The sequence below is a fragment of the Paenibacillus sp. OK003 genome, assembly GCF_900109515.1.
GTDB lineage: Bacteria > Bacillota > Bacilli > Paenibacillales > Paenibacillaceae > Paenibacillus > Paenibacillus marchantiae.
Window position 1 is genome coordinate 61368 of sequence record NZ_FOBD01000005.1, and the last position, 20945, is coordinate 82312.

General features: G+C 47.4%; 16 protein-coding genes. 12 read left to right on the plus strand and 4 right to left on the minus strand.

Translation table 11 applies throughout. The features are described 5' to 3' along the window. Positions 1-70: 70 nt before the first annotated feature. The 4 genes from BMW94_RS08965 to BMW94_RS08980 all read left to right on the plus strand — a co-directional run bounded on the left by BMW94_RS08965 (position 71) and on the right by BMW94_RS08980 (position 4653). Positions 71-637, plus strand: coding sequence for a Uma2 family endonuclease (locus BMW94_RS08965; protein WP_090997267.1), 567 nt, complete (start codon positions 71-73; stop codon positions 635-637). 362 nt (positions 638-999) lie between these two features. Beyond that, positions 1000-1731 carry a hypothetical protein gene (locus tag BMW94_RS08970; RefSeq protein WP_254790191.1) on the plus strand — a complete coding sequence of 244 codons (732 nt, stop codon included), beginning with the start codon at positions 1000-1002 and terminating at the stop codon, positions 1729-1731. Between the two features lie 12 nt (positions 1732-1743). Further along, the gene (locus BMW94_RS08975) at positions 1744-3432 is read left to right on the plus strand and encodes a vWA domain-containing protein (protein ID WP_090997273.1); all 1689 of its coding nucleotides are present in this window, start codon (positions 1744-1746) and stop codon (positions 3430-3432) included. A gap of 81 nt (positions 3433-3513) precedes the next feature. Further along, positions 3514-4653 (plus strand): toxic anion resistance protein, encoded by a 1140-nt coding sequence (locus BMW94_RS08980; protein WP_090997276.1) that lies wholly within the window; start codon positions 3514-3516, stop codon positions 4651-4653. Between the two features lie 119 nt (positions 4654-4772). Here BMW94_RS08980 and BMW94_RS08985 read toward each other — a convergent pair whose 3' ends face one another. Then, complete coding sequence (locus tag BMW94_RS08985) at positions 4773-5390, minus strand: hypothetical protein (protein ID WP_139209326.1); 618 nt, start codon at positions 5388-5390, stop codon at positions 4773-4775. A 154-nt stretch (positions 5391-5544) separates the two neighbouring features. Then, entirely contained in the window at positions 5545-6138 is a 594-nt protein-coding gene (locus BMW94_RS08990; RefSeq protein WP_090997283.1) for a TetR/AcrR family transcriptional regulator, read from the minus strand. Between the two features lie 190 nt (positions 6139-6328). Here BMW94_RS08990 and BMW94_RS08995 point away from each other — a divergent pair, with 190 nt between their 5' ends. After that, positions 6329-7087, plus strand: coding sequence for an SDR family oxidoreductase (locus BMW94_RS08995; RefSeq protein WP_064640518.1), 759 nt, complete (start codon positions 6329-6331; stop codon positions 7085-7087). 202 nt (positions 7088-7289) lie between these two features. Here BMW94_RS08995 and BMW94_RS09000 read toward each other — a convergent pair whose 3' ends face one another. After that, positions 7290-8318: a LacI family DNA-binding transcriptional regulator gene (locus BMW94_RS09000; protein WP_090997288.1), complete on the minus strand. Its 1029-nt coding sequence runs from the start codon at positions 8316-8318 to the stop codon at positions 7290-7292. 455 nt (positions 8319-8773) lie between these two features. On the opposite strand from BMW94_RS09000, the gene BMW94_RS09005 reads away from it, so the two are divergent. The 4 genes from BMW94_RS09005 (at position 8774) to BMW94_RS09020 (ending at position 13789) form a co-directional block, all read left to right on the plus strand. Then, positions 8774-10060 (plus strand): sugar ABC transporter substrate-binding protein, encoded by a 1287-nt coding sequence (locus tag BMW94_RS09005; protein WP_090997291.1) that lies wholly within the window; start codon positions 8774-8776, stop codon positions 10058-10060. A gap of 94 nt (positions 10061-10154) precedes the next feature. Beyond that, positions 10155-11510 (plus strand): carbohydrate ABC transporter permease, encoded by a 1356-nt coding sequence (locus BMW94_RS09010; protein ID WP_090997295.1) that lies wholly within the window; start codon positions 10155-10157, stop codon positions 11508-11510. Further along, entirely contained in the window at positions 11507-12343 is an 837-nt protein-coding gene (locus BMW94_RS09015; RefSeq protein WP_090997298.1) for a sugar ABC transporter permease, read from the plus strand. Before BMW94_RS09010 ends, BMW94_RS09015 begins: the two co-directional genes overlap by 4 nt. 159 nt (positions 12344-12502) lie before the next feature. Continuing rightward, complete coding sequence (locus tag BMW94_RS09020) at positions 12503-13789, plus strand: MFS transporter (protein ID WP_090997300.1); 1287 nt, start codon at positions 12503-12505, stop codon at positions 13787-13789. A gap of 103 nt (positions 13790-13892) precedes the next feature. On the opposite strand, the gene BMW94_RS09025 is transcribed toward BMW94_RS09020, so the two are convergent. Continuing rightward, positions 13893-16052, minus strand: a complete 2160-nt coding sequence (locus BMW94_RS09025; protein ID WP_090997303.1) for an alpha-amylase family glycosyl hydrolase — start codon at positions 16050-16052, stop codon at positions 13893-13895. 482 nt (positions 16053-16534) lie between these two features. On the opposite strand from BMW94_RS09025, the gene BMW94_RS09030 reads away from it, so the two are divergent. Genes BMW94_RS09030 through BMW94_RS09040 form a run of 3 tightly spaced genes read left to right on the plus strand, consistent with a single transcriptional unit; the run spans position 16535 to position 20741 of the window. Continuing rightward, a complete protein-coding gene (locus tag BMW94_RS09030; protein WP_090997306.1) occupies positions 16535-17908 on the plus strand; it encodes an alpha/beta hydrolase in 1374 nt (457 codons plus the stop codon). A gap of 2 nt (positions 17909-17910) precedes the next feature. Continuing rightward, positions 17911-19332 (plus strand): hypothetical protein, encoded by a 1422-nt coding sequence (locus tag BMW94_RS09035; RefSeq protein ID WP_090997309.1) that lies wholly within the window; start codon positions 17911-17913, stop codon positions 19330-19332. Beyond that, entirely contained in the window at positions 19329-20741 is a 1413-nt protein-coding gene (locus tag BMW94_RS09040) for an ANL family adenylate-forming protein (protein ID WP_090997312.1), read from the plus strand. The genes BMW94_RS09035 and BMW94_RS09040 overlap by 4 nt, the downstream gene beginning before the upstream one ends. Positions 20742-20945: the final 204 nt, after the last annotated feature.

The following is a 20945-nucleotide window of genomic DNA, read 5'->3' on the forward strand; positions in this document are numbered from 1 at the left end:
ATGAAAATGGGCAAACACAATGGTATAATAATAGCAAAATGCTGATTAGGTAAAAGAGGAGGATGGAAGTGTGGCAAAACCGGATAATAAAGGCATCTATAGTTTTCAGGATTGGTTAACTTGGGAGGGGACTTGGGAGTTAATTAACGGCAAAGCCTTCAATATGTCTCCAGCCCCCACCTCATTACACCAGTTTATTGTGGGTGAGCTGCACTTCTCCTTGCGTACTTTTTTTCAGAATCGGAAATGTATCGTATTTGTTGCTCCCTTTGATGTGTATTTCAGCGAGAATGAACAGTATGACGTACCTGATCATGTCGTCCAACCAGATTTATCGGTGGTTTGTTCCAAAGACCAAATATCCAAAAACGGCTGTCAAGGTGCGCCGTCTCTAATCATAGAAGTGCTGTCTCCTTCAACTGCGCTGAAGGATTTTAACGAGAAGTTTAATCTGTATCAGAAATATGGTGTGAATGAATATTGGATTGTAGACCCTGGCAATCAGACCGTTCATGTGTACACATTGGAAGAAGGCAGTTACCAAAACCGTCATCTGTACACGGAGCAAGAAACGATTCAATCGGTGTTATATCCGGAACTTGCGATTCCGCTTCGAAATTTATTCAAGCTGAATTAGATCTGACAACATCATCATCACTCCGGCGCCGAGCGTCGGGGCGTTTTTTGCTTTTTATCGTATCGAATAAGCCCTATATAAAAAATGGCACGCCCTGCAAATTTCCACGTATTACCTGATAACATTTCTTTTTCCGCCACCGATTGTTCAAGGATACCAGGCTCATTTCCCAGAGGTTACAAAATCTTATCCACGTTGTCCCTCTAAAGATGAAATGGGATAAGCCCAAGCCACGTATATTATGAATATCCATATTAATCCACCCGAATGCGGCAACATCATGTACAATGAAATAAAGTTCCAATGGTAAATATCGACATAAAGCTCCAACACATAGCGCGAAGGGAGGTCTGATGATTTACATGATAAAGTACATAAAACTGCTGGGGCTGATCTTCGGCGTTGTGGTCATGAATGTTCTATTGTTCTCACCAGGATTCATCGGACTGGAGTTTGGCGGGGGAGCATTTACGACAGCGCTCTCGGTGACATTTCTGTTCGGCAGCGTGATGGCGCTCTTCTATGGAAGCTACACCTTGTTGTTCAGACAGCCTGTAGTCCTGCCTGTGAAGAATATCGAAACCCATGAAGATTATGTGGAAGCGTTATCCTTTTATCGACGCATTAAAGTGCTTGAGGAAGATATCACATTGGGATTATCTCAACTAAGCCGCATGAAGAAAAAGAAAGAAACCCTCCTGAACGTGCTGAATCAGCGATTTGATCCGGGGGAACTGAGTTACAAGAAATTTGCTTCGGTCACCCTCGAAGTGGAGAAGCTGTTATACCTCAACATCCGAAGTGTACTTAACCGACTTAATGTGTTCGATGAAGCGGAGTACGCCAGCCTGATGAAATCCAAATCCGCCACACTTCCCCAGAAGCTCTTTCAGGAAAAGACCAAAGTATATAACGACTATCTGAGTTATGTGAAAAGCTCGCTTCATTCCAATGAGGAAATTCTTTTGAAACTCGACCAGTTAATGCTGGAAATTTCCCGCCTGGACAGCTTTGAAGCTGGCAATATCGAACAGATGCCTTGTATGCAGGAAATTGACCAATTAATCAAGCACACCAAATTATACAGACAGTGAGGGGTTGTACGTATGGCTAAGAAGGGAAAGTTTTTTTTCATATCGATCTTGATGCTGGTACTCGTGTTTGGCCTCGTATATGCAGGGATTACGCTGACGTCGAACGTTGGTAAATCCAGTACCCAGGTAACGACAGAGAATGCAGGCAAAGAGTTAGGCAAGCTGTATGCGGACATTGCGCCGGCAACGGCTGAACCCGTGAAGGGACAGATTGATCTCGATCCGGTGGATGTGGCTGAATCCCTGCCGGATATCTCCAAATTTCCGATCACGGTCGAGAATACAACGAATGATTATGTGGAAATCTTTTCATCCCCGGAGAAAGCAGGCACTGGCGGAGATGGCTGGTTGACCGAGGTTACCGAAGAGTTCAACAAGGCTAACATTACCGTTGACGGCAAACAGGTCTCAGTAAAATTACGCAATATCGCATCCGGTACAGCGGCTGATTATATTAAGTCTGGTAAATATGTGCCTGATGCGTATACTCCCTCGAATGAGTTATGGGGCGAGATGGTAGCTGCCAGCGGAGTAAAGACAGACCTGGTATCCAACAGGCTGGTGGGGAACGTTCCCGGAATCGTCATCTCGAAAGCCAAATATGATGCGCTGGTCGACACGTACGGCTCGGTTAATGTAAAAACTGTGACCGAAGCGATTGCGAACAATGAGCTCGCGATGGGGTACACCGATCCATTTGCCAGCTCCACAGGGCTGAACTTTCTCGTGACGGCACTCAACACATACGACAGCTCTAATCCGCTCGGAGAGAAAGCAATTGAGGGGTTCGAGAAATTCCAAGCGAACGTACCGTTTACGGCGTCCACAACTATTCAGATGCGTGAGGCAGCCAAGTCAGGGCGACTGGACGCATTTGTACTGGAGTATCAGACTTATGTAAACACCGCAGATCTGAAAAGCGGATACGTCTTTACCCCTTTTGGCGTAAGACATGACAGCCCGCTGTATGCACTGGGGCAATTGCCGCAGAACAAGCAAGAGATCATTAAGAAGTATGCGGAATTCGTAACCCAAGCGAAGTATCAGCAATCGGCTGAGGAATTCGGCTTCAACGGCTTGCAGGATTACAAGTCCGAATTGAACACAGTGGATGGGGGCACCTTGTTGTCCGCTCAGAAAGTATGGAAAGAGAAAAAGAACGGCAGTAAACCGATTGCAGCCGTATTTGTAACCGACGTATCCGGGAGTATGGACGGCGAACCGCTGAACCGACTCAAGGAATCCTTGCGCAAAGGCCAGAAGTTCCTGGGCACAGATAACAGTATCGGCCTCGTTTCCTACTCTAGTGGAGTAACGGTGAATCTGCCCATTGCCAAGTATGATACGAATCAGCAGTCGATGTTTGTTGGTACGGTGGATAGCCTGCAAGCAGGTGGCGGTACGGCAACCTTTGATGGGATCGTCGTGGCGATGAAGATGCTGGAAGATTATATGGCTACTGATCCGAATGTGAAGCCATTGATCTTTGTCCTAAGTGATGGAGAAACCAATGAAGGTCATACACTGAAGGATATTCGTGATCTGGTCGAGACGTACAAAGTGCCAATCTACACGATTGGTTACAACGCGGACATCAAAGCTTTGGAGAGCATCTCCAGCATTAACGAAGCAGCGAGTATTAACGCGGATACCGACGATGTGGTGTACAAAATCGGTAACCTGTTCAACGTGCAGATGTAGCACGGGGACTGCACTCAAATTGACCTAATGTAAGGTTCATTATTCCATTTTATATTGCACGTAATTGAAGGGGGAACTTGGATGTCGTTTTCGATGGAGATACCTAGCCAGAAGGAAATTCAGAAGGTGATTGAGGAGGAGATAAAGCCCGTACCTGCCGAGGTGGCGGAGCTGCAGCAAGTCGCCAATGCCAACGTGGAGATGATCATGACACTGGATCTCGAATCGTTGGAGAAACGCAAGGAGATTCTGCAATCCATTGACGGCTTTGGCATGAACACGATGAGATCCTCTTCCGAGAAAAACGCGTTGCTTCAAGTCTCCGTTGGACATCTGTCCAAGACGGGAGACGAGGGCGGTCAGGTCGCCAAAGGCTTGACCGAGCTGCATATGCAACTGAAGGATCTCGACCCCAGCGTGGTCGACTTTGCCAAGACCGGATTCCTTGGCAAATTGTTCAATCCGCTGCGGGCGTATTTCCTGAAATACCAGAAGGCTGACGCGGTCATCGCTGATATTGTGACCTCACTGGATAAAGGCAGAGCGACCTTGAGAAACGACAATACAACACTGGAGATTGAACAGCAAAATCTGCGGGAGCTCACCAAAAGATTGCAAAAGGAAATTCAGCTTGGGGTGCTGATGGATGAGTCGATTGACGCACAGATTGAAGCTGCCAAAGTCCGTAACGAGGACCCGGAGAAAGTCCGCTTTATCACGGAAGAAGTACTGTTCCCGCTTCGTCAGCGGGTCATGGATTTACAGCAAATGCTGGTGGTGAACCAGCAGGGCATCATGGCAATTGAAGTTGTCATCCGCAACAACAAGGAGCTGATCCGTGGTGTTGATCGGGCGAAAAACGTTACGATCTCGGCATTGAAAATTGCCGTCACTGTTGCGAGTGCACTGTACAATCAGAAGATTGTATTGCAGAAAATTGAACTGCTTAACCGGACGACCAACGACCTGATCGCAGGTACGTCCAAAATGCTGAAAGATCAGGGCATTGCCATCCAGAAGCAAGCTTATGATGCCAGCATTTCGGTTGATACGATGAAGCAGGCGTTCACGGATGTGCTTTCCGCACTCGACTCCATCAGTATCTATAAGCAGGAGGCATTGCCAAGGATGCGGGAGACCATTAATCAGTTCCGTGAACTGGCGGATACCGGGGAGCAGCAGATTCAGCGGTTGGAGAAAGGGCAGAAGCTGGGGCTGTAGTTAGAGAATAGAAATAAATAAGTATTAGATTGTTATCTTTATTTATAATTAGAAAAAGCGACCGTTCCTCATACAGACATGGGGAATGGTCGCTTTTTGGGCTTCTATGAAGATGGGTACTAATTTTCATACCCAATATTTCTTGCATAAGCGTATAGCTTCTGATTGCATTGGTCAAGCAAAACGCCAGCCGCTTTTACTTTGGCAGCGCCCTGTTGCAGTATCTTGATATTCACTTTGTTTTTGGAAACAGCCTGTTTGTACAACATGTATCCTTCAAGTTGAAGGTAGGTTCCCTTGACGAAATAGGCATGTATTTTCTTGAGTTCTGAATTGGTGGGCTTGATTTGTTTTGCCATGGAGACCATTTTCGTATAATTGGGTATCACCGTATTCGTAAGTTTGAGATACATGGACTTGCGATTGGCTGAAGTTACCTCTCCGCCGACGCTTCTTAATGTGTCAATGGCCTTATTCTCATAAGGCACGAGAGTAGCTATCTGATCAAGGTATTTTTCGAATTCCTCTTGATCTTTAGTGAGCTTCTGTTCTGTCTCAGAAAATTCCGACTCGTCCGTAAACTCTTCACTGAAATGCTCTTCGTCTTCACTATAACTCTGATCTGAATATGTAGAGGCGGCTACTTTGGCTGCATCGGCAGATGCTGCTGGAGAGAGCAGCACTCCGCCAAGTAAAACAAAACTTGTAATCGATGATATAATCCACGAATTCTTCAAATATGTTGTCATCCTCCTTTTGTTTTATCCCATTGGATAATCTAACATATAGATACCAGAAATTACAGGGATGTATTTACATAAAGATAATGGTCAATTTTTTTCATAATTCCGCTCAATCACTAGACTATAGGGAAGTAGGGCGATATCAATATTAGTCACTCAGTACGACATTGCCAGGTTTGTAATTAATGATTTTAAATAACTCGTCTGCCATATAAGCGGGACTATGCTTGAATTCCTGCCGAATCCATTCAATAATCATGCCAAAGATCGCATGGGATTGATAACTTGCCAGCAGCTCGCGATTGATGTGGGATGGAAATATTTCGTTGAGGTCCTGAAGAGCAAGGTCACGCAGAACATCGCAGATCATCTGCTGAAAATTGGAGGATGCCTCCGATTTCACGACAAGGGTGTAGAATTGCGCATGCTGATGCACGTGTTCGAATATTTTGATTGCCGAAGAGGGCATATGACTTACTTCAAATATTTCTTTATCCAGATAAGGCTCACGATAGGAGAAGACCAGATCCTTAATAATGTCATCGATGATCTCATTGAACAGGTCTTCTTTGTATTGATAGTGTCTATAAAACGTTCCCCGATTCAGATCGGCCAGCTGCACGATTTCGGTAATGGATATTTCTTTGAATGACTGCTTTTGCATTAATTGAATGAGGGCATCCTTCAGCGCCGCTTTGGATTTCTTGATTCTACGATCCATGGAACTCGGAATTTCGGTCATATGCAGTACTCCTCGTAAATAGGTATTTTAAGATAAAGTACATTCGGAATTAGAAGTGTTGATTAACGTACAATTGGGAAAGCTTTTACTGATTGAAGAGGAATGCTATGACTTATTATACTAAGGATAAGAGTTAATGAACATTTGTTTGTTAACTTATTGTAAACGAATACATGGAGGATGATACAATATGAGACTTCAAGATAAAGTGGCTGTAGTAACAGGTGCAGGTTCAGGCATGGGTAAAGCAATTGCAACACTGTACGCGCAAGAAGGGGCTAAGGTGGTTGTATCGGATATCAATGAAGCTTCAGCGCAGGCGGTTGCTGAGGATATCAAGGCAAATGGTGGAGAAGCGACGTTTGTGGTTGCCAATGTGGCGAAGGAAGAAGATATTCAGAACCTGATCGATACGACGGTTAACACCTATGGAACAGTGGACATTCTGGTCAATAATGCAGGCATTATGGACAGTATGGAACCAGCTGGTGACATTGTGGATGACAAATGGGAGCGGATCTTTGCAATCAACACAACAAGTGTCATGCGTGCTACCCGCAAAGTGCTGCCAATCTTCCTGGAAAAACAAAAAGGCGTTATCGTCAACATCGCTTCAGCAGGCGGATTGCATGGTGCACGTGCAGGCGCGGCTTATACGGCTTCCAAACATGCAGTTGTGGGATTCACCAAAAATACAGGCTTCATGTATGCACAGCAAGGTATTCGCTGTAACGCCATTGCTCCGGGTGGGGTTGAAACCAATATTGCTTCCACAATGACAAACATTAACCACTTCGGTGCCAGCAGACAACAGCTGGGAATGGCGATCAATCCCCGTGCAGGTAAAAGTGAAGAAATTGCACAGGTAGCTCTGTTCCTTGGTTCGGATGAATCCAGCTTCGTGAACGGAACAGTCGTAACGGCAGATGCGGGATGGAGCTCTTACTAATCTGTCGTTAAGCGCAGAATTCATCAGGAATGAGGAAGTTGTCAATACGAAGCCTGCTTGTTTCTGTTCTGCTAGTTAGTAATGTTAAATAACTGAAATATGAAAGAAGCTCATACCGATGTATGGGCTTCTTTTTGCATGTCCGTAACAGGCGAGAATGTGGAACATCAAACCAGCAGGACAAACGTTTGCACAAACATGTCTACACATTTCCGGATAACGTAAATAGGGACGAATCCCGAACAATTAAGCGGTGCGGAATAATGACCGGATTCTGAGGCAACTGCTCCCCATTTAGAATTTTCAGCAGTACCTGAACCGCGGTATAGCCCAGCTGATAGGTTCCGATATCAATTGAACTGAGCGGAGGGGATGCAAGTTCCGACAAGGCAATATTGTTAAAGCTCACAACACTAATATCTTCAGGAACGTTATATCCCAGCTCGGCCAGAGCGCGAAGTACACCAAAGGCAACATTGTCATCAATGACAACGAGGGCGGTTGGCCTGTCGGGTAACGACATGAACAGGGACATCGACCGGAAGCCGCTTTCCTGCAGGAATTCTCCCTCCACGATCCAGTCATTGTTAGCATCAAGACCCGCTTCTTCAAGCGCGTTTTTGTATCCAAGCAGGCGATCATGAGACAACGTCAAATCTGGTGGTCCGCTAACAAATCCGACTCGTTTATGCCCTTGGGCAATCAGATGTGTGGTTGCATCGAATGCTGTCTGTACATTGTTATTGTCCACCATCGGTGCATCGGGATGCGTTTCGCTGCGGCCAATCAGTACAAAAGGAAACTTTTCCGCCTCCAAAAACGAAATAATCGGATCTTCCCTTTTGGAGCCAAGCAGCAAAATACCATCCACGCGTCGCCCATGTACCAGGCGGGATATGGCATTCAACTCATCGCTGGAAGACGTTTCGGTGGATAGAAGAAGTTCATAATTCATGCGGGTGGCATGTGTAATAATTCCCCGAAGCAACTCTCCGAAAAAGTAGTTCTGAAACAGCTCTTCAGCAGGTCGGGGCAGCATGATACCCAGGGTTTGAGTCGTTTTGGAAACAAGGCTTTTGGCCATCATATTTGGATGATAATTCATTTCTTTCATGATTTGCTTCACTTTGAGTGACGTTTCCGAACTGATTCTGGGATGGTTGGAAATAACCCGTGAGACCGTAGAAGGGGATACACCCGCCAATTTGGCAATATCTTTGATTGTAATCATGTGAAAAATCCCTTCTGTACAAGCATTTCAACATGTCTCCTATGTTAATTCAAAGACTTCGATAAATCAATTGCTAACTGTTTCATGGTGAAGAGGGGAAACGAAAAATAAAGGAAGATGGTGGGAGATCAAGCAAATCGGAAATTACAGGAATATATGCCCAAAAAGTGAAGGAAAATGAGCGAAAATGACTTGTGCAAACGTTTGTGCAAATAAAGTTCGCTATTGTATGATGTGATTGTTATTATAGCGCTTACATAACTTGAATCAACATACATCTTAGAGAATTCATCCCGATTACATAAGGATTGGACCAGTCTGAGGTTAATATGAGCAAACGTTTGTATAGCTTTCAAACGGATACACGAACTTCGGAGTACAGGAACAGTACACAGAAAAACGGGTGAAAAGCGCGAGTACAGCATCGATCATGACTACGAAAAGGGGGAAATTCAATGAGAAAATGGCAGCAAGCAGCACTTGCAGGATTCATGGCACTCACACTTACCGCATGTTCAAGCGGAGGTGGTGGCGCTGCGCCAACGACAACAGACAGCGGTGAGACTGGAGAAACCACAGTAACCGCGGAAAATATTCAGCCAGAAGAGGGCGCAAGCCTTGTCATATGGGAGGATAAAAATCAGCGCAGCTTTATCGAAGAACGGGCGAAGAAATTTGAAGAGCAGTACGGCGTTTCGGTAAAGATTGAGGAATTGCCGCCGACCGATCAAGTGACCAAGCTCACAACGGATGGACCTGCGGGATTGGCTGCGGATGTGGTTGTTTTCCCACATGACAAGATTGGTAGCGCTTCAGAAGCCGGACTGATCTTGCCGAACGATATTTTTGAGCAACAGACTACGCAATCCACTAGTGACAATGCGGTTAAAGCCGTAACATTTAAAGACATCTTATATGGATATCCCTATAGCGTAGAAACCTATGCGTTGTTCTATAACAAAAAGCTTTATCCCGAAGCACCGAAATCATTTGATGACATTATCAGCTTTGCCAAAACCTTTAATGACACCAAAAACAACAAATACACTCTGATGTGGGAGCTCCAGCAGTTCTATTATAACTTTGCTTATCTGGCTTCCCAGGGCGGATATATCTTTGGTGATGAAGGCATGAACAGCAAGGATATTGGCCTCAACAATGAGGGAGCGATCAAGGGCGGTCAGTTCTTGCAAACGCTGAAATCGGAAGTACTGCCTGTAAAAATGGGCGATGTGAACTATGACATCAAGAAAGGTCTCTTTTCAAGCGGGAAGCTGGCCATGGATATTAACGGACCTTGGTCCATCGCCGATTATCGCACTGCTGGTGTTGACTTCGGTGTTGCTCCACTCCCGGCGATTGAAGGCAAACCGATGACCTCCTTCTCTGGAGTCAAGGCCTATTACGTCAATGCATTTACAACCTATCCGAATGCTGCCAAACTGTTTGCGGCCTATCTCTCCAGTGCCGAATCCCAGATGGTCAACTTTGAGATGAACGGAACTCTCCCGGCCAATAAAGATGTGGCAGCAGATCCGAAGATTCAAGGGGATGAAATCACGAAGGCATTCCTTGAGCAATTCAACAACTCCACTCCAATGCCTTCGCTTCCTGCTATGGATAGCGTATGGGGCCCCATCAGTGCGGCAATTACCGACATATGGGATGGAGGCAAGGATGTAAAAACCTCTCTGGATAACGCAGTCAAACAAGTCAAGGAGAGCCTTGCAACTGTCCAATAAAAAAGAAAGAGCAGGTGCAGAGGAAGCTAACATGTCCTCTGCACTCTGCTATAACTGATCGGTAACTTCGCTTGCCGGGAAGGAGTAGGAATGAATGAAACAACAGCATGTTCCAGTCACGGTTAAACCGAATCGAGAAAGACAGCATCGCATGACAGCGGCTGTGTTGTCCCTTGTCCTGCAAGGACTTGGACAGTTGTATAACCGTCAATGGATCAAGGGAATCTGTTTTCTGATCTTAGAGGCAGTGGGACTCGCATATCTGATTCCCCGTTTGAATCAGGCCGTATGGGGCGTATGGACGCTGGGCGAGCAGACGCAGCGTTTCGTCAAGGTCAATGGATCAACGGTGCTGCAACAGGGCGACCACTCCATCTTTTTGCTGCTCAACGGAATCATAGTACTTTTGGTATTTTTCGTTTTCCTTCTTCTGTATATTTTCAATATCCGGGACGCGTACCTCACGGGAAAATTAAGAGAGGAAGGAAAGCAGGCCACCGGAGCCTCTGCTTCCCTGAGATATCTGCTCGATAAACAATTCCCGTATCTTTTCTTATCTATCCCTGCGCTCGGTATTCTGTTTTTCACCATTATGCCGATTTTATTTACGATTACCCTGGCCTTCACCAATTACTCGGCACCGGATCATATTCCGCCCGCCAAGCTGGTGGACTGGGTCGGTTTCAAGACGTTCACGGATCTAATCCAGCTTAAATCGTGGAGCCATACCTTCTTTGGAGTATTAACATGGACCGTGATCTGGGCCATTCTGGCAACGGTGACTACGTATTTTGGCGGGGTGCTGGTTGCACTTCTCATCGAGCAGAAGGGTATTCGCTTCAAAAAGGTGTGGCGGACGATCTTCATTCTTCCTTATGCCATTCCGCAGATTATCTCACTGCTTCTGATGCGTAACCTGTTCAACGGACAGTTTGGTCCGATTAATACGTATATGAAGGCTTTTGGCCTTGAGGGGTTGCCATGGTTAACCGATCCATTCTGGGCAAAAGTTACAGTCGTCATTGTAAACATGTGGATCGGAATCCCGGTCAGCATGGTGCTCATACTGGGCGTATTGACGGCGATTCCACGGGATTTGTATGAAGCGGCTGAGGTGGACGGTGCGTCCGGCTTTCAGAAATTCCGCATCATTACGCTTCCCTTTATTATGTTCGCTACGACACCGGTGCTTATTATGCAATTTGCCGGGAATTTCAACAACTTCAATGTCATCTTCCTGCTGACGAACGGTAATCCGCTTCGTGGCGATTATCAGTATGCGGGATCAACCGATCTCCTCGTGACCTGGTTGTACAAACTGACGTTGGATAACAACAAGTTCAATATGGCTTCGGCGGTCGGCATCATTATTTTCCTGATTATTGCGTCGTTCTCCATCTGGAATTTCCGTCGTTCCAAATCGTTCAAGGAGGAGGACATGATTCAATGAAAAAGCGCAACAATCCCATGCGTCTGGCGATCAGCTATGTGCTGCTGGTCATCATAGCTATCGTATCGGTGTATCCCGTCTTGTGGATATTTCTCTCGTCACTGCGTCCAGGGGCAGCGCTGTATAGTGAACGTCTGTGGCCTGAAGCGTTCACGCTGGCCCATTATGGGGAACTGTTTAATAACCCGTCGTTCATGTATGGAACATGGTATCTGAACACGTTGAAGATCGCCTTTTTCACGATGATTTTCTCAACACTCATGGTCACTTTGGGCATGTATGCCTTGTCCCGTTTCCGGTTTCGCGGTCGCAAGACCATTCTATCCACGATGCTGATTCTCGGGATGTTCCCCAGCTTCATGAGCATGATTGCCATTTATATTATTTTGCTTCAGATCAAATTGCTGGACACCCATGCCGCGTTGATTCTGGTCTATTCGTCGGGGGCCGTGCTGGGTGGATTTATTGTCAAAGGGTTCTTTGATACCATCCCGCGCAGTTTGGATGAAGCCGCACGAATTGATGGTGCCAGTCATCTGCGTGTGTTCACCAGCATCATTCTGCCGTTGTCCCGGCCGATGCTGACCTATGTAGCCTTAACCAGCTTCACTGGTGCATGGATGGACTTTATCTTTGCCCGGCTGGTACTTCGGACAAAAGAGAACTGGACACTTGCAGTTGGCATGTGGGATCTGGTTAGCCGTTATCAAGACAGTAACTTTACGATGTTTGCTGCCGGGGCTGTACTAATCGCCATTCCAATTACGTTGTTGTTTGTATTCCTGCAACGTTTCCTGGTGCAGGGGCTGACCTCTGGCGCCTCCAAAGGATAAAAGGATAAGAGGATAAACACCCAAATCGCATAAACAGCCTGTAGAACATATTCAGGCCACCAATCAGGCGCTTCTGAGAGGTTCCATTCATCGCTGGAACTGCTCCGGAAGCGCCTGCCTGCTGTTTGAGATCCGAATGACAAGAGGAGGAAAAGATCGATGGGAACGCTACAGTCCCCAGAACCGGAATTAGGACCGAACGGGGCTCTTGTTGCTGCGGAGAGTCAGAAAGTCGCCAACAGGGCGCTTTGGCGCAATGTTGCTTATCGCAGAATTTTGTGTGGCTATGGCATCTCCGTATTTGGTGATTGTTTCAACGGCATTGCCATCAGTCTGTGGGTATTGCAGACCACAGGAAGTGCTAAGAGCATGGCAGCTGTACAAGTATGTAACATGGTCGTCAGTTTTCTGTTCGGATCATTCGCAGGTACGTTTGCCGACAGACTGGATCGCAGAACATTGATGCTGTCGTCGGATTTGTTTCGCGGGGCTATGGCGTTTATCATCGCGGTGAGTCTGTTTGTGCTGCACGCTCCTTTTCCAATCGTACTGCTCATGCTTTCCCTTTCGATGTTTTCCAGTCTGTTTCAGGCGCCAGCATTTCATGCTTCGGTAACCAGTCTGGTGGGGAGGGAGCATCTGCAACAAGCTACAGGAACCATCCATCTGGTCGATAATATTGCCCGGATCAGCGGACTGGCCGCAGCAGGCATTGCGGTTTCTGCATTTGGAGGATTTACGGCTATTATGATTACGGGTGTGACCTTTCTGCTGTCTGCGTTATGTGTGATGTTGGCTGGGCGTTTTCCGGATGTACAACGCTCTTCCATGCATAGAGGATCGTTCGTAAAGGAGTGGGGCGGTTCATTTTCCTACATCTTCTCTCATCCCCTGATTCGTTCAATCGTTATTCTTAATCCGCTGCTGATTCTCTTCTTCATGTCAGCCATCATGCTTGTTCAGGTCATGGCCGTCAACGTATGGCAGGCGAATCCTGTCCAGTTCGGACTGATCGAGACATGTATTCCACTGGGGTACATGCTGGGTTCCGGAATTCTGATCGCCTCAGGCAACCGACTGAAACGAAAGGGACGATGGGTGTTCATCGGTCTGCTGGTTCTCGGCCCACTGTATATGCTGTTAGCCAATGTATCTTCTCCTTTGGTAGCCTTGCCGCTGATCATTGCTGGGGGAGCCATGTTTGCGTGCTGTACGATGTTAACCCAGATCATGATGCGTGCCGAGGTTCCCGATGAGCTGCAGGGGAGAATCTACGGGGTGCTCGGAACCATAACAAGTACAGCCCCGATCCTGGGATTAACGGTGGTTTCCGTTCTCGCTGATCAGTGGGGTGCCCAAACCGTGCTGGAGAGCCTGGGAGCATTGCTTTTGGTGGTAGGAATTATTGCGGCAGCAGGATTAAAATCCATTCGGACCTATCGATAGCAGAGCATGTCATGCCAAAGGTAAGGACGAGCCTAATCAAAGAACCCGGAAGCAGGCGCTTGTCGCGTCTGACTCCGGGTTGAATGATAGGACGGTGATGGAATTAAGGTTGCCAGTCCACTGTAACGGTTGCGGTTCCACTGGTTGGTGTGGTGAAGGTATGATTATTGCCATTTTCCCACGTAATCGTTGAGCCGTTCTTTTTGAAAAACTTGAATTCCAGATTCGTTCCGGCAGGCACGCTGACGTCATAATACCAGGTTGGATAAGAATAGATGACCTGATTGAACGTCGGACCAATGGCGAGAGGGCCTGTGGACCAGTTACCCAACTCCGCAACATTGCCTGTCAGGTAGAGATTCTGACCGAGTGTAGTAGATGCATTGTTGATGACAAACCGAACGGAAACCTGGTTGCCACTAAGAATCGTGAAATTGTTATAGGTGTTGCTGTTGACTCCGCTCGTTGCGACTTTAACGGCATAGTTGCCGGCGGCAACAGCAGGGATGGTCACTTTGATCTGAGTATCTTCCCATGATGTGATGGCTGAACCGGTAACAGCGGTTGTACCGAAATAGACCGTGCCTTTGGTAGTACCAAATCCGCGACCATCAATGGTAACGGTATTACCCGCTTTACCCATTACAGGGCCAACATGCCCGATGGTTGGCGTAGTGGTATTGGCTGTATACTGCCAGACCGCTGTAGCTCCTGCTGCCAAAGTGAAGTTAGCGACGTTACCTCCTGTAGAGGTAATGGTATTACCACTTAATGCACCTGCAAGAACATCGTTGTATGTACCCGAAGGGAGTGAAGTGGTCAGGCCACTGATGGATGTGGACGTCGAAAGATTACGGTTAACCGCTACGACAGCCACGTTGTTGCCGAATTTACGTTCATACACATACACATCGTTGTTAATCCAGCGCTGCTGGGTTGTTCCATAGGCGATAGCTGGATTGGTTTTGCGCAATGGAGCCAGCTTGCTGATGACGTTAAAAGCAGTTGTTGTTTTGGAGAACGAAGGCATTTTGGCACGGTTATTAGGGTCGCCGTTACCTGTCATATACTGCTCAGTGCCATAATAGATGGCTGGTACGCCCCGCGAGGTAAGTGTAAATGCAAGAGCTTGTTCCAGGCGACGGTTATTGACAGCACTTGTTTTGAAGCGATCCATGTCATGGTTATCAATGAAGGTCACTTGGTCATTTACCTGGGCATAATCAGCGGCAGTGCTGGTGATCATGGAATCCAGGGCAACCATCGTGGATGTGTTATCACGGAACACGTTACGTACTTCATTGTTGAAACGGAAGTCGAGCAGACTCATACCGGATTGGTTAGCGAAGTTGGTATTGTCCGCATCGGATGCGGATGAACCCAGGAACCATTCACCAAATGTGAATACCGGTTTGTAGCCATAGATGGAGGACATCCAGTTCTTTTGCCATCCCATCGGCATATGCTTCACCGCATCTACCCGGATTCCGTCAATGCCCATATCCAGCCAGAGCTTGATCGCATCCTTGAAGTAGGTGTCGATGGTGCTGTTATTGTGGTTCAGGTCAGCGAGATCATAGAGATTTTTGTAGATACCGTTCTCCAGTGTGGAGAAGTCAGAGCCGCCATTGTGGTGGAATAATTTGTTCGTATCATTGGTGTAGCCACCAAGCAGAGTTCCGTTATTGTATAACTTTCCATTCTCTGCGAACGAGGTGTCGGTTTCCATGGCGGGAGAGGTATGGTTAGGAGCAAAATCAATGATGACTTTAATGCCTTTGGCATGTGCCGTATTGATCAGGTTCTGAAAATCGGTCATCGTACCGAAAGCAGGATTGGTCTTCTTGAAGTCACGTGCCCAATAGCCGTGATAAGCCGTATTGTTGACACCGGAATAGTTAATCAGCGAGTAAATGTTCTCCACAGGCTGGGAAATCCAGAGTGCCGTAATGCCTAGATCGGAAAAGTAGTTGTCATTAATCGTGTTGATCAGTCCTTGCCAGTCGCCCCCGCAATAGAGCTTCAGGTTAGAACAGGAGGCGTCATAGGCCGCCCCAGTAGGGTTGTTGGAGGGATTGCCGTCCAGAAAACGGTCGGTAAATACTTGATATATAACATCGGTGCTGAAGTTCTGCTTGTTGGTTACAGCCGTATCAGCATCTGCGAATACGGAGGCCGCCGGGAATATGGGCAGTGCACTTCCGGCCAGCAAGCTGAAGCTCAGCGTGGTACTGAGGATGATTCGCTTGGTCCATTTGAACATTGGTAATCCACCCTTCGTTTATTAGATGTGAACTCTCTTTTTTGATTAGAAAAGCGCTTTCAATTTAGACGTTGACTAGTTATTCTTAACGATATCCCCCCTTTATGAATGCCAACAACCCCGGCACCTCCTGCTGGAGTTACCGGGGTTGTCCTAAACCGATTGGGTTTAAAAGCATGGCCCTCTAGTTATAATCACAACGTTATGATAATTAAATAATGGTTTGGTTGTCAATAACTTTTTCTTGAGCATTTTTTTTCTATTTCCATATTTACAAATCAGGCTCAACAGATTTAAACTATTCGCAGACCCACCAATATAAGGGCTATGCATTTTAGAACATTTCGGTGTTTTAAAACAACCCCGTCTCTTCAGAGACGGGGTTGTTTGTCGATGTAGCCGAGGGAAGAACGAAGCAGGACTAACAAGTAAATCCCGGTAGTGTAAAAGGGAAATCTATAGGAGAGGCGGTTGATGGATCAGTGAACACTCATTCTGTTATCGAATGTGTGGAAGGTTTCAAGGCATCCAGGCTGGACAACACGAGAAAGATTTTTGTCTATTTGCCACAAGGCTATAAGGAGCATGTGGATCAACGCTATCCGGTGTTATACATGCATGCGGGTCAGAGGGCCTTCGGCTCTTCGACTGCGGGAAATGAAACGTGGCACGTAGATCAGGCGGCAGACCAACTGATTGATCAAGGCTTGATGGATGGGCTGATCATTGTCGGAATTGCCCATGTTCGTCCAGTTACGCACAATGAATTCTATCATTTCATTGCGCCTGCAAGAGAAGCGGTGAGTGTGGGCTGCTCAGGCCTGGATTATGAACACTTTATCATTCATGAACTGAAACCATTCATTGACGAGCATTACCGCACACTTCCAGACAAGGACAATACGGGACTGCTTGGTTCTTCCGCAGCGGCACTCAGCACCTTCCATATAGGAACACGTCATCCTGATATTTTTGGCAAACTGATCATGCTCTCTCCCTTTTTCGTGGACGTGCAGCTGGATGAAACGTCGGAGAGCAGGTTACAGGAAGAGGATATGTACCTCATGCCTGAGGGCAGTGCTCCCATTCAAATGTGGATGGATATTGGGGACGCAGAAGGATTGTTTCTGCCTTCCCAGGTAAGGAATGTCGTCCATCAGATGCTCGCACTGGGATACAAGCCTGGCAAAGACATCGCATTTCTGGAACAGCCGGATGCAGGTCATCAGGAGGCGGATTGGGGAGAGCGGGTTCACCTTCCGCTACTTTACATGTTTGGCCGAATCGGCGATCCAGTCTCTCTGGAGCTGATGGGAAGGGACGTTATTGGATTGAAGGGCGGCATGAGCGGGCACATCAATGCGCTGCTTCATTACGATAGCGGGTTCACCATGAGTGTGCTTGAAGGGGATTATAGGTCCGATCACCCTGATGTTCTTGAGGTTCGACCCAATGGGGAACTGTTTCCTGTCAAGATAGGTCATGCAGTGGTTACCCTGACGGTGGGAGAGTTGTCGGCATCACGCATGTACACGGTTGTGGAAGAATTATCGGGTCACGTGACTGTCTGCATGAGTGCCGAGGTACCCTTTCAGGACATGTATGATGACTCGATCTACGGAGGCATGGGCATGAAGCTTCTGCACACCGGAGGTGGTCATTATGAAGGCTGTTTCGAGGTTCCACGTGACAGCGGATTTCGGTTCAGGTTCACGCGAGGCTTCCGGCAGTTTGAAACCGATGCAGATGGCAAGGCACTGCCCAATCGGGTGTTTCGTGCCCATGCTAATCTGTCTCTTCATTACAAAATCCAGTCTTGGGGCAGCACGGCTGCCAAAGCCGGGAATAGGAGGTAGCCATGATTAGTCAACCGTTTCAACCAACGATGGATATTCCGTATTATTATCCCTGTAATTTTCCTTTGATTCACGAAATCCTTCAGCGTCAGGGCTCGATAAGCAGTCTCGGTCTGTTAGCTTCCAGCCGCTTATATAGTCTGACTTCCTGTTCAGATCGTGGCCTAATTAAGCCTTACTTTCATAAGCTGGATTATGAGGAGCCGATGTGGGAAGTGTTTGGAGAACGGGAGTTTGACAGCTTCGAACAAGGAAAGGCATATATTCGGGAACGGCTTGAAAATGAGGGGCCTTTGGTCGTTACAGGCACAAGTTACTGCTTGCCTTACGGGGAGGATTATCGAAATCCGGAGTATATTCATAAACTCGTTAAACAAGGTTCGCGCCTGCATCTGGTCGATCATTGGCTGGCTGTGTACGGGATGGATGAGGAGCAGTTCTATGTCTATGACCCCGTTCCCTCCAAATACATGGGAGCTGTATCGTCTACTGATTTCCAGGAGTTCTGGAAAGGGAACAAAAATATCTCCGAGCTCGAAATAGCCCGGCGCAAAGAAACATTACGAACATATGGCACGATGGAGATCCGTGCTGTGGAGACACTCGACGCCGCAGGCTACCGAACCATGCTGCGCTCTGCGCTGGCAACGCAGGCGCATGAATTCATCACGGGCAGAACGATCTGGCAGGGCAATCGAAGCTATTATTTTGGACAGGCTGTCACATCACAATTGTTACAAAGATTGCACCCGGATGCCGAGGTGGATCGGGAACAGGAGAAAGCCATCTCCGCGTTCCTGTTCGACATGCGCTGGAGCCGCTACTTTTTCCGCGATTTGCTGGAGGAAGCCGCCGAATGGCTCGATTCTCCCCATGATCAATATGTTGCAGAATTCGGCGCAATGATAGCCCGGTGGGAACAGGCGCATAAGTTGCTGCAGATCGCCAGAATGAAACGAAGCCCAGAATGGCGGGAGCAGTTAACAGATATTATCGAACAATTGGCGGCGGACGAATTACGCTGGTACGAAGCGCTGATGACGACACATCAGCATGCCGATCGCTTCAGACAGATCCCATCGACTGTGGAAAATCCCGCGCCTACGCCTTCACATCGGGAAGTCATTGAGCGGATTGTGCTGGATAGCTGCGATGAGCTTAATCGATACCATAACGCGCCGATTCCTCTGGAGCATGGCTTGCAGGCGCCACTGTATGGAAGTCGGGGAAGGCTGGACTCCCTTGAACTTGTAACTTTACTTGCGGTTGTCGAGCAAAGTGTTGAAGATGCGTTCGGTGTAGGGATAACCCTCGCGGAAATGGCGGCTGCTTCCATGCCAGAGAGTCCTTATCGAACGGTGGAATCGCTGGTTGAATATCTGGAGGCGCAATTGAAACAGTGCTCGAAGGATGATAAGGGATGAATATCACTTTTCTTCTGGAACGGTTCGCTGCGTATGACCATCGCCCCGCATTGATATGGAAGGACGAGCAATATAGTTATAACTGGTTATTGGATCAGATTCAGACCTTTAGCCAGTGGATTTCCAGAGAAGGGCTCGAAGAGGCGATTGTTGTGCTTGAAGAGGATTATTCTCCATATGCCGCAGCGGCATTGATCGCACTTCTGGAGCGGAATTGTATTGTGGTTCCGCTGGATCGACACTTGGTTGAGGCCAAACGGAATGAGTATACAACGCTCGCTCAGGCAGAATGGCGTATGAGTGTTGGGGAAGGGGAAGCTATTGCCAAACATTGTTCCGTGCAAGGCAGTCGATCCCCGATTTTGGCAAGGCTGAGTCAGGAAAAGAAAGCAGGTCTGGTGATTTTCTCATCCGGATCGACAGGACGAAGCAAAGCTGCTGTTCATAGCGCCGATCGTCTGTTGCACGGATTCAGGCGGCAAGTTCGGCCGCTCTGTACGATCCCTTTCATGATGTTTGACCACATTGGCGGATTGAATACGATGCTGCAATCCCTGTCCAGCGGCGGCTGTTTATGCGTCATACCGGATCGCTCCCCCCTGGAAGTATGCAAAACCATTGAAAAGTACCGTGTTCAGGCACTGCCAGTCTCACCAACGTTCCTGAATTTGCTGCTTCTTAGTGGAGTCTATCGGGAGTTCGATCTATCCAGTCTCGAAGTGGCTTCCTATGGTTCAGAGGTTATGCCGGAGGCACTGCTTACCGCATGGAATAGACAGTTTCCGAATGTGCGCACGGTGCAGGCTTATGGCATGTCGGAGCTTGGTATTCTGCCGACACGCTCCAAAGATTCCGGTTCATTGCTATTTACGGTTCGTGATGGGGAAGTTCGTTATCGGATTGTGGACGGGTTGCTTGAGATCCAAACGAAAACGGCCATGATCGGGTATCTGAATGCTCCGTCTCCGTTCACGGAAGATGGCTGGCTCCAGACCGGGGATGAAGCAGAGATGGAGGATGGTTACATTCGCATTTTGGGTCGCCCCTCCGAGATCATTAATGTAGGCGGGCGTAAGGTTTACCCTGCGGAAGTGGAGAGTATTCTGGAGCAAATGGATGCCATTGAAACGGCTGTGGTGAGCGGGGAACCGAGTGGAATTATGGGACAGATGGTGATGGCTACGGTCAGACTTACAGGTGAGCAGCCTCTTACGGAACTGCGCAGACAAATCTGGGACTATTGTAGAGAAAAGCTTCCTCTGTACAAAATCCCGCAAAAGATTGTGATTACTCAGGAGACATTAACAAGTTCAAGAATGAAGAAAATAAGAATTCCCGGTCCTATCTCCTCCGCTCAGGATGAGGTTGCGGCAAGCAAGGAGGAAGATTCGGGACGAACACAATACTGAATGAACGAATGAATAAAGTGACTCATGAATGCCAATGCAGCAGGGGACATCATGAGTTGTAATAGGAGAGGGGGAACCTTCGGATGCATAACGCACCGAGGGTTCCCCATTTTTTGAATAGATTCGAAGAGATAACTACGAGAGATAAACCTTATACATTTGAATGTGAAATTATCATTATATGATCTACCAAGAATCGCATCG

Bases quoted from the DNA above. Each gene is read 5' to 3' on its own strand.
- BMW94_RS08970 (WP_254790191.1), top strand. From the start codon at position 1,000: ATGATAAAGTACATAAAACTGCTGGGGCTGATCTTCGGCGTTGTGGTC.
- BMW94_RS08975 (WP_090997273.1), top strand. From the start codon at position 1,744: ATGGCTAAGAAGGGAAAGTTTTTTTTCATATCGATCTTGATGCTGGTA.
- BMW94_RS08980 (WP_090997276.1), top strand. From the start codon at position 3,514: ATGTCGTTTTCGATGGAGATACCTAGCCAGAAGGAAATTCAGAAGGTG.
- BMW94_RS08990 (WP_090997283.1), bottom strand. From the start codon at position 6,138: ATGACCGAAATTCCGAGTTCCATGGATCGTAGAATCAAGAAATCCAAA.
- BMW94_RS08995 (WP_064640518.1), top strand. From the start codon at position 6,329: ATGAGACTTCAAGATAAAGTGGCTGTAGTAACAGGTGCAGGTTCAGGC.
- BMW94_RS09000 (WP_090997288.1), bottom strand. From the start codon at position 8,318: ATGATTACAATCAAAGATATTGCCAAATTGGCGGGTGTATCCCCTTCT.
- BMW94_RS09005 (WP_090997291.1), top strand. From the start codon at position 8,774: ATGAGAAAATGGCAGCAAGCAGCACTTGCAGGATTCATGGCACTCACA.
- BMW94_RS09010 (WP_090997295.1), top strand. From the start codon at position 10,155: ATGAAACAACAGCATGTTCCAGTCACGGTTAAACCGAATCGAGAAAGA.
- BMW94_RS09015 (WP_090997298.1), top strand. From the start codon at position 11,507: ATGAAAAAGCGCAACAATCCCATGCGTCTGGCGATCAGCTATGTGCTG.
- BMW94_RS09020 (WP_090997300.1), top strand. From the start codon at position 12,503: ATGGGAACGCTACAGTCCCCAGAACCGGAATTAGGACCGAACGGGGCT.
- BMW94_RS09025 (WP_090997303.1), bottom strand. From the start codon at position 16,052: ATGTTCAAATGGACCAAGCGAATCATCCTCAGTACCACGCTGAGCTTC.
- BMW94_RS09035 (WP_090997309.1), top strand. From the start codon at position 17,911: ATGATTAGTCAACCGTTTCAACCAACGATGGATATTCCGTATTATTAT.
- BMW94_RS09040 (WP_090997312.1), top strand. From the start codon at position 19,329: ATGAATATCACTTTTCTTCTGGAACGGTTCGCTGCGTATGACCATCGC.